The sequence below is a fragment of the Mycobacterium sp. genome (genome assembly GCF_046095365.1).
Taxonomy (GTDB): Bacteria; Actinomycetota; Actinomycetes; order Mycobacteriales; family Mycobacteriaceae; genus Mycobacterium.
In genome coordinates, this window is the sequence record NZ_JBJTJF010000090.1 from 1 (window position 1) to 8,533 (window position 8,533).

The following is an 8,533-nucleotide window of genomic DNA, read 5'->3' on the forward strand; positions in this document are numbered from 1 at the left end:
GATGCGCTGGACGTCGGCGTCCACCTGCCGGTGGTCGATGGTGGTCAGGGCCAGCGCCCCTTCGCGGCCGGCCGCCAGGACACGCTCGCGCACGCTCTCGGCGCGGCGGACCGAGATGTCGCGCCAGCCCAGCCAGCCGGTGAGCACGGCCAGGATCGCCAAACCGGCGATCGCGGCGCGGGTCGTCATCGCGGCTCCTCAGCGGGCATGCGGGCGGATCGCCCACTGGGTGGTCACGGTACCGGTGGGCGGCCCCGGTAACGTGCTCAGCACACCCGCGAGAGGAGTCGCAGTTGAGCTCTTCCCTGCAGCGGTTCCGCGGGGACGGGGGGCTGGGGCTGGTCGGCGACGAGTGGAACGCGGACGCGGGCCGGAACTCCGGGCACCCGACGGTCCTGATGCTGCACGGCGGTGGCCAGAACCGGTTCTCCTGGAAGAACACCGGGCAGGCGCTGGCCGACCGGGGCCTGCACGTGATCGCCCTCGACGCGCGGGGCCACGGCGACAGCGATCGCGCGCCGGACGGCCAGTACACCGTCGACGTGCTGGCCGGCGATATCGCCGAGGTGCTCGATCAGATCGGCCGTCCGGTGGTGATCGTCGGCGCGAGCATGGGCGGCCTGACCGGGATCGTGACGGCCCGGCGGGCGGGCCCGCAGCGGGTCACCGGACTTGTGCTGGTGGACGTGGTGCCGCGGTTCGAGCACGAGGGGACCGAACGAATCCGGGACTTCATGACCCGCCACGTGCACGGTTTCGAGACCCTTGAGCAGGCCGCCGACGCGATCGCCGCCTATCTTCCGCACCGGCGCCGTCCGCGCAACCTCGAGGGGCTGCGCAAGAACCTGCGTCACCACCAGGGTCGCTGGCACTGGCACTGGGATCCGGCTTTCGTGACCGCCAACGGCGGGGACCCGTTCGCGGACGTCGACGCACTCGAGCGGGCCGCATTGGAGTTGACGATTCCGATCCTGCTGATCCGCGGCAAGCTCTCCGATGTGGTCAGCCCCGAAGGGGTCGAGGACTTCCTCGCCAAGGTGCCGCACGCGCAGTTCGTCGAACTGTCCGAAGCCGGGCACACCGCGGCCGGTGACGACAACGACGCCTTCACCGAAGCGGTCGTCGGATTCGTCAGCCCTTGAACGTCGGCGTCACGAAATCGAGACGCCACAACGCCTCGAAGAACCGGCGCGCGTACTCCGGGGTGACGGTGCCGTTCTGGGCCGCCGCCAACCGGGTGATCTCGCGGATGCTGCGGGAGCCGTCGACGTGCAGCATCAGGGCGACCTGCTCGGGGGGAAGTTCCATCTGGTATCCGGAGCGGTAGATCCGATTGCCCTCGAAGCCGCTCCGGAACCGGAACACCGGCACGTAGTCCGGCACCCGGTCGCTGGAGAAGTCGATCGCGTAGCTCTCCCTGGGCCGCTCCGGACGGCAGGCCACGAAGAAATGGCAGCCGTTGGTGGCCCGGAACCGGTCCATGACCGACCAGTGCCTGGGACTCGGCAGTTCGTTGACCGCGGCGTAGAAGGCGTTGCCGGGTTCGAAGAAATCATGGGCGTAGTAGGGCGAATTCAGCAGCCAGGTCTGGAAGACCAGTCCCGCGCCCTCGATCAAACCCAGGCAGTCCTCGACGTTGTAGGTCAGTTCGCGGCCGATCAGGAAGGTGTCCACCACACCCGCGTCGTACTCCAGGTCCGGCGCGATCTTGAAGTAGCTCCGCACCGGGTGGTCTGGACCGACCATCGAGGTCGCCAGACGCACCATCCGGACGGACTCCTCGTCCTGGCCCAGCCCGAGGTCGCGGAACACCGACTGCAGCAACGTGACTCCGTGCCGGCCGTACTTGGCGTACACCATGATCGCGACGGCGCCGTCCGGTCGCACGCACTGGGCCAGAGCGTTCATCCCGGCCTGCGGGTCGGCCATCACCATCAGCACACCGGTGGACACCACCAGGTCGAACTGGCGGCCGAGGCTGGGCAGCTCCTCGATGGGCAACAGGTGCAACTCGAGGTTGTCCAGGCCGTACTTGTCCTTGAGGTGACGCTGGTGATCCAGCGACGCCTGGCTGATGTCGACGCCGACCACTTTGGCGTCGCGGTTGTTGTAGGCGAACACCGCGGCCTGGTTGGTGCCGCAGCCGGCGATCAGGATGTCCATCCCCGGCCGGTACCCGCGGTCGGGCCAGAGCACGGGATGGGCGTGGGTCGGGTCGTACCACTGCCAGTTCGAGTTCAGCCAGTCGGGGATGTCCTCGATCGGCGCCGGGTAGGTCCAGCGCTCGTACTGACGGTTGATGACATCGCTCTTCGGATCGTTGCTCACGGCTGACCCCTCCTCGCTAGACCCCGGCGGCGCGGCGACGACAGAGTACCGCCGGTCCGGCGCACCCGGACCCGGGGCGGCCCCGCCAGCGGACTCAGAAGGCGTGGCAGTTGTTGACTGCTCGGCCGATCGGACCGGTGGACGAGTTCATGATGTCGTCGCTGACACCCGCCCACTGCTGGTAGCCCAGGGTCTGCTCCAGATTTGTCACCTGCTGCTGGCGCTGGCCCGCCGGAGCGGCCAGGACCACCGCGAGCCCGACCCGCAACTCCTGCTCCAGCTTGGGATCCCCGCTGATCCGGCCCCAGATGATGGGGTCGTTCTGCTGGATCGAGGACATCACCTGCTGCTCGGAGCACGTCGTGGTGTTCAGATCGTCCGCCTGGGCCGGCACCGCCAGCGCGACGGCCAGACCGGCCAGACCTGCCGCAGTCCCGACACGTGAAAGCCCGCGCATACCGAAAGTCATTCTCGTCATGCCCGGCATCCTACCGATGGCGCGGAAACTACCCCTCCTCGCCGTCCGGCGACCCGCCAGCTGAGCCCCGTGTACGCAATCGTTGCCGATCGCCTACCTATCCCCCCACACTCGGCGTTCCCCACATCAACCGACAAACAGAGGAATGTCGACGTCGGCACAAGCAGACTGCAGCCGTTTGTCCCGGGTCCACAATTACGCCCCGGGCACTAATCGTCGGGCGCTCTCCACCCGGATCAACGTCTGCAATCCGTGCCGGGGCAAGGCGACATTCTCATGCACCCCGGTCAATTCGGCCGCCTTCGCCAACAACTCGTCATCGGTCGTGACCGTTGTCCTCACCCGACACCCACTTCCGCATCATTGACGCCTATCGTGATGCCACGTCTCGGGCTGGCGTTACACGTTGAATCTGAACTCGACCACGTCGCCGTCCTGCATGACGTAGTCCTTGCCCTCCATCCGGACCTTGCCGGCCGCCTTGGCCGCGGCCATCGAGCCCGCGGCCGTCAGGTCGTCGAAGGAGACCACCTCGGCTTTGATGAAGCCCTTCTCGAAGTCCGAGTGGATCACCCCGGCCGCCCTCGGCGCGGTGTCGCCCCGGCGGATCACCCAGGCCCGTGCCTCCTTCGGCCCGGCGGTGAGGTAGGTCTGCAGCTTGAGGGTGTGAAAACCCGCCCGGGCCAACGCATCCAGACCGCGCTCGTGCTGGCCGATCGACTCCAGCAGTTCGGCGGCTGACTCGTCGTCGAGTTCTTGGAGTTCGGCCTCGATCTTGGCGTCGAGGAACACCGCGTCGGCCGGCGCCACCATGGCCCGCAGTTCGGCGATCCGGGCGTCATCGCCCAGCACCGACTCGTCGGCATTGAACACGTACAGAAAAGGCTTGGTGGTCAACAGGTTCAGCTCGCGCAGCAGGGCACTGTCAACCTTCGGACCCGCCGCGAAAAGGGTCGTGCCCGCGTCGAGCACGGCCTGCGCGGCGACCGCCGCCTCGTGGACGGGCTTGCGCTCCTTGTTGTTGCGGGCCTCCTTCTCCAGCCGCGGCAGCGCCTTCTCCAGGGTCTGCAGGTCGGCCAGGATCAGTTCGGTCTCGATGACCTCGATGTCCGAACGCGGGTCGATGCGCCCGTCGACGTGGACGACGTCCTCGTCGGCGAAGACCCTGACCACCTGACAGATGGCATCGCACTCGCGGATATTGGCCAGGAACTTGTTACCCAGCCCGGCGCCCTCCGAGGCGCCCTTGACGATCCCGGCGATGTCGACGAAGGTCACCGGCGCGGGCAGGACCCGCTCAGAACCGAACATCTCGGCCAGCCGGGCCAGCCGCGGGTCCGGCAGCGCCACCACGCCCTCGTTGGGTTCGATGGTGGCGAACGGGTAGTTGGCCGCCAGCACGTTGTTGCGGGTCAGTGCGTTGAACAGGGTCGACTTACCGACATTGGGCAGACCGACGATGCCCAGACTCAGACTCACGGGGTGAGTCTAGGAGGCGCCGGGCGCGGGCCTTCCGGGTCGGTGGCACGCCCGGCCCGCTGACAGGCTCAGCGCAGGGTCAGCCGGTACGGTCTAGGGGTGCCGGATCAGCCGAGGACCGGGGCCGCCGCGCGCTCCGATCACACCCGCGACGGCGGTGTGCCGTGGTGGGGCGCGGTGCTGATCGCGGTGACGGCGACGCTGATCGGGATCGGCATCGAAGCCGGTTCCGGCAACCAGGAACTCGGCGTCGCCTTCGCCGGCTGCTACGCCCTGGGCTGCGTGGCCGCGGCGGTGACGGTGCGCCGGTCCGGGATCTTCACCGCCGTGATCCAGCCGCCGCTGGTGCTGTTCGTCGCGGTCCCGCTGGCCTACTACCTGTTCCACGAATCGGCTTTCGGAGGCCTCAAGGACGCCCTGATCACCTGCGGCTACCCGCTGATCGAACGTTTTCCGCTGATGCTGTTCACCTCGGCGGTGACGCTGTTGGTCGGACTGCTGCGCTGGTATCGCGCGACGTCCTCGCCGCAGGCCGCCGCCCCGGCGCGCACCGGCGGCGCGGGGATGATGGCCGGTCTGTCGGCCAGGATGGCTTCGGCCTTCACCGGCAGCGGGCCGGCCGACCGGGACCACGCCACCCGCCCGTCCCGGCCCCGGCACGTCGCCGGCCGCCCGGCTTCCCGCGCCCGCGGCCCGCAGGAGCGCGCAGTTCCCCGGGGGCGGCACGCCCGCCCGGTGCCCGAGGACTTCGCCGACGCGCCGCGCCGCGGCCGCCGTCCGGTCAGGGACTCCGACCGGGCGCCGGACCCGCGGCGTCAGACCCGCGACCCGCGCCGCATCCCGCCGCCGCCGCGCCGGGACCCGCGCGAGCGCTGGGAGGCCTACGATCCGGCTCGCCGCCCGAGCCGCGAGTCCTACGGGTCGGGCCGCGGTCACCGGCGCGACTCCCGCTACGGCGGCTATGACTCGTACGGGGACTCGTACGGGGACTCCTACGGGGACTCCTACGAGCCGTGGCGGCAGCCGGCGCGCAGCGACCGGGAACCATCCCACCATCCGATCTCGCGGGTGCGTTACCGCGACCCTCGACCGCCGGACGCGGACGTCGACGCCTCGCGCAACCGGCCGCGACGCTAGGTCAGGACCGCGCGGGGCGGATCTCGCGCGGCAGTGCGAACACCAGTGTCTCGTTGGCGGTGGTGACGGTCTGCACTGTGCCGTAACCGAATTCGGTCAGCCGGTCCAGAACGCCCCGTACCAGTATCTCGGGAACCGACGCTCCGGAGGTCACCCCCACCGTCGTCACGCCGTCCAGCCAGGCCGGGTCGATGTCCTCGGCGTAGTCGACCAGATGCGCCGCGTGGGCGCCGGCCCCCAGCGCCACCTCGACCAGCCGCACCGAGTTCGACGAGTTGCGTGAGCCGACGACGATCACCAGGTCGCACTCCGGCGCCATCGCCTTGACCGCGCCCTGCCGGTTCTGGGTGGCGTAGCAGATGTCGTCGCTGGGCGGGTCCTGCAGCGTGGGGAAACGCTCACGCAACCGGGCGACCGTCTCCATCGTCTCGTCGACGCTGAGCGTGGTCTGCGACAGCCAGACCACCTTCTCCGGATCCCGGATCGTCACCGCGTCCACCGAGTCCGGGCCGTCCACCAGTTGCACGTGGTCGGGCGCCTCGCCGGCGGTGCCGACCACCTCCTCGTGACCCTCGTGGCCGATCAGCAGGATGTCGTAGTCCTCCCGGGCGAAGCGCTTGGCCTCGTTGTGCACCTTGGTCACCAGCGGGCAGGTCGCGTCGATCACCTGCAGGCTGCGGGCGGCCGCGGACTCGTGAACGGTGGGCGCCACCCCGTGGGCGGAGAACACCACGATCGCGCCCTCGGGCACCTCCTCGGTGTCCTCGACGAAGACCGCTCCGCGCTGGGCCAGGGTGTCCACCACGTGGCGGTTGTGCACGATCTCATGGCGCACGTACACCGGCGCCCCGTGCTTCTCCAGCGCACGCTCGACGGTCTCCACGGCGCGGTCCACGCCGGCGCAGTAACCCCGGGGCTCGGCCAGCAGCACCCGCTTGCCGCCGCGGTAGGCGGCCGTGCCGGTGCTGCCCGGAATCCCCATGTCGACGGTAGGCGGCATGGAATCAGCCTACGTTCTCACCGAGGTGGGCGGGTCACCGTACGCTGTGCGCATGGCAACAGCACCCTATGGGATCCGGCTGATCGTCGGTGTCGCCGTGACCGCCCTGGAGGAGACCCGCAAGCTGCCGCAGACCATCGTGATGTACCCGATGACGGTGGCCAGCACGTTGGCCCAGATGGTGATGAAGTTCCAGCAGGACCTGGCCGGCTTCGCCATCAAGGGCGACGCCGCCCTGGAGACGATCTTCCCGGCCAGGGAGGAGAAACCGGACTGGGCGACCTTCGACGAGGACGTGCCCGAGGAACCCGAGCAGCCGCCCGCCAACGGCACCCGCAAGACCGAGGGCCGCTTCGCGCTGTACTCGGTGACCGAGGGGGCCGGCACCCGCGGCGCAGCGCGCTCCGCCGGGGACAAGCCGGCCAAGACCCGGAAGAGCTCCGAGCGGACGGCGGCCAAACCGTCGGCCACCCCGCCGCCGGTCGCGGTGGAACTGGAGTACGACTCGCTGACGCTGGCCCAGTTGCGCGCCCGGATCCAGTCGCTGAGCGTGGCGGATCTGCAGACGCTGCTGGCCTACGAGGAGGCCGCCAAGGCGCGTGCTCCGTTCCAGACGCTGCTGGCCAACAGGATCACCCGCGCGACCGCCAAGTGAGCGGCGAGCTCGGCACCGCGGACAACCCGTACCCGGTGCGATCGGTGGCCACCCGGGTGCAGGGCTGGATCGACCGGCTCGGAGTGGTCTGGGTGGAGGGACAGCTCACCGAGATCGCCTCTCGCGGTCCGACCACGTTCATGGTGCTGCGCGACCCGGCCGCCGACATGTCGCTGCGTGTCAACTGCCGCACCGACCTGGTGCGCGGCGCGCCGGTCAAACTGGTCGAGGGCGTGCAGGTGGTGGTTTGCGCCAAACCGCAGTTCGACCCCCGGCGCGGCTCGTTCTCGTTGCGGCTCAGCGAGATTCGGGCGGTCGGCCTGGGTGAGCTGCTGGCCCGTATCGAGATGCTGCGCAAGGTTCTGGATGCCGAGGGCCTGTTCGACCCGCGCCTGAAGCGGCCGCTGCCGTTCCTGCCCAACCTGGTCGGCCTGATCACCGGCCGGGGCGGCGCGGCCGAGCACGACGTGACCACGGTGGCCGCGGCCCGCTGGCCGGCGGTGCGCTTCGCCATCCGCAACACCGCCGTTCAGGGACCCCACGCGGTGGTGCAGATCGTCGAGGCGCTGCGCGAACTCGACGGCGACCCGCAGGTCGACGTCATCGTGATCGCCCGGGGCGGCGGCAGTACCGAGGACCTGCTGCCGTTCTCCGACGAGACGTTGTGCCGGGCGATCGCCGCCTGCCGCACCCCGGTGATCAGCGCGGTGGGCCATGAGCCCGACAACCCGCTGTGCGACCTGGTGGCCGACGTGCGGGCGGCGACCCCGACCGACGCCGCCAAGCGGGTGGTGCCCGACACCGCCGCCGAGGCGAGGCTGGTCGCCGATCTGCGCAGCCGCTGCGGGCGGGCGCTGCGCAACTGGGTGTCCCGCGAACACCAGGCGCTGAGCCAACTGCGCAGCCGGCCGGTGCTGGCCGAGCCGATGCGGATGATCGCCTTGCGCGCCGAGGAGGTGGAGCGGGCCGCCGCGACGTCACCCGGCTGGTCAGCGCGGAGTCCGACCGGGTCGGACATCTGGCGGCCCGGCTGTCGACGCTCGGACCGGCGGCCACCCTCGCCCGGGGTTACGCGGTGGTTCAGCGCGTCGACGGGCCCGGCGGGGTGCTGCGTTCCGCGGCCGGGGCGCCGGAGGGCAGCCGGCTGCGGATCAGGTTTTCCGACGGCGCCGTGGGCGCCGTCAGCACGGGCCGGGAGGACGGAGCGGCATGAGCGAGAACGAACCCGTACCGGTGGGCGAATTGGGCTACGAGGCCTGCCGTGACGAACTCGTCGAGGTGGTGCGCCGACTCGAGCAGGGCGGCCTGGATCTGGACACCTCGCTGAAACTGTGGGAGCGCGGCGAGGCGCTGGCCAAGCGCTGCGAGGAACACCTCGCCGGCGCCCGCGCACGGATCGAATCCGCGCTGTCGGTATCCGAGTCCGACGAGGACTGATGTCCGACGCGGTGCTGGT

Annotated in this window: 8 protein-coding genes and 3 pseudogenes; 5 read left to right on the plus strand and 6 right to left on the minus strand. The window is 70.1% G+C overall.

The features are described 5' to 3' along the window. Nucleotides 1–189 (minus strand): annotated as a pseudogene (locus ACKOQ4_RS07810) (Mce protein); the annotation flags it as partial. A 104-nt stretch (nt 190–293) separates the two neighbouring features. Between ACKOQ4_RS07810 and ACKOQ4_RS07815 the strand changes: the two are divergent. Then, nucleotides 294–1,142 (plus strand): alpha/beta fold hydrolase, encoded by an 849-nt coding sequence (locus tag ACKOQ4_RS07815; RefSeq protein ID WP_526290522.1) that lies wholly within the window; start codon nt 294–296, stop codon nt 1,140–1,142. Here the strand turns inward: ACKOQ4_RS07815 and ACKOQ4_RS07820 are convergent. The 4 genes and pseudogenes from ACKOQ4_RS07820 to ychF form a co-directional block, all read right to left on the minus strand. Further along, nucleotides 1,132–2,328 carry a class I SAM-dependent methyltransferase gene (locus ACKOQ4_RS07820; protein WP_526290524.1) on the minus strand — a complete coding sequence of 399 codons (1,197 nt, stop codon included), beginning with the start codon at nt 2,326–2,328 and terminating at the stop codon, nt 1,132–1,134. The genes ACKOQ4_RS07815 and ACKOQ4_RS07820 overlap by 11 nt on opposite strands. Before the next feature lie 94 nt (nt 2,329–2,422). Further along, on the minus strand, nt 2,423–2,806 hold the full coding sequence (locus tag ACKOQ4_RS07825; RefSeq protein ID WP_526290526.1) for a hypothetical protein: 384 nt from the start codon (nt 2,804–2,806) through the stop codon (nt 2,423–2,425). A gap of 210 nt (nt 2,807–3,016) precedes the next feature. Further along, nucleotides 3,017–3,148 (minus strand): annotated as a pseudogene (locus ACKOQ4_RS07830) (type II toxin-antitoxin system VapB family antitoxin); the annotation flags it as partial. 57 nt (nt 3,149–3,205) lie between these two features. Next, the gene (gene ychF, locus ACKOQ4_RS07835) at nt 3,206–4,285 is read right to left on the minus strand and encodes a redox-regulated ATPase YchF (RefSeq protein ID WP_526290528.1); all 1,080 of its coding nucleotides are present in this window, start codon (nt 4,283–4,285) and stop codon (nt 3,206–3,208) included. A 99-nt stretch (nt 4,286–4,384) separates the two neighbouring features. On the opposite strand from ychF, the gene ACKOQ4_RS07840 reads away from it, so the two are divergent. Further along, nucleotides 4,385–5,422 carry a DUF6542 domain-containing protein gene (locus ACKOQ4_RS07840; protein ID WP_526290530.1) on the plus strand — a complete coding sequence of 346 codons (1,038 nt, stop codon included), beginning with the start codon at nt 4,385–4,387 and terminating at the stop codon, nt 5,420–5,422. Between the two features lies 1 nt (nt 5,423). Here ACKOQ4_RS07840 and ACKOQ4_RS07845 read toward each other — a convergent pair whose 3' ends face one another. Further along, complete coding sequence (locus ACKOQ4_RS07845) at nt 5,424–6,422, minus strand: 4-hydroxy-3-methylbut-2-enyl diphosphate reductase (RefSeq protein ID WP_526290532.1); 999 nt, start codon at nt 6,420–6,422, stop codon at nt 5,424–5,426. Between the two features lie 52 nt (nt 6,423–6,474). Between ACKOQ4_RS07845 and ACKOQ4_RS07850 the strand changes: the two genes are divergently transcribed. The 3 genes and pseudogenes from ACKOQ4_RS07850 (at nt 6,475) to ACKOQ4_RS07860 (ending at nt 8,514) form a co-directional block, all read left to right on the plus strand. Further along, complete coding sequence (locus ACKOQ4_RS07850) at nt 6,475–7,077, plus strand: lipid droplet-associated protein (RefSeq protein ID WP_526290534.1); 603 nt, start codon at nt 6,475–6,477, stop codon at nt 7,075–7,077. Next, nucleotides 7,074–8,290, plus strand: a pseudogene (gene xseA / locus ACKOQ4_RS07855) (exodeoxyribonuclease VII large subunit). The gene ACKOQ4_RS07850 and the pseudogene xseA overlap by 4 nt, the downstream one beginning before the upstream one ends. Further along, entirely contained in the window at nt 8,287–8,514 is a 228-nt protein-coding gene (locus tag ACKOQ4_RS07860; RefSeq protein ID WP_526290536.1) for an exodeoxyribonuclease VII small subunit, read from the plus strand. Before xseA ends, ACKOQ4_RS07860 begins: the two are co-directional and overlap by 4 nt. The last annotated feature ends 19 nt before the right edge of the window (nt 8,515–8,533 follow it).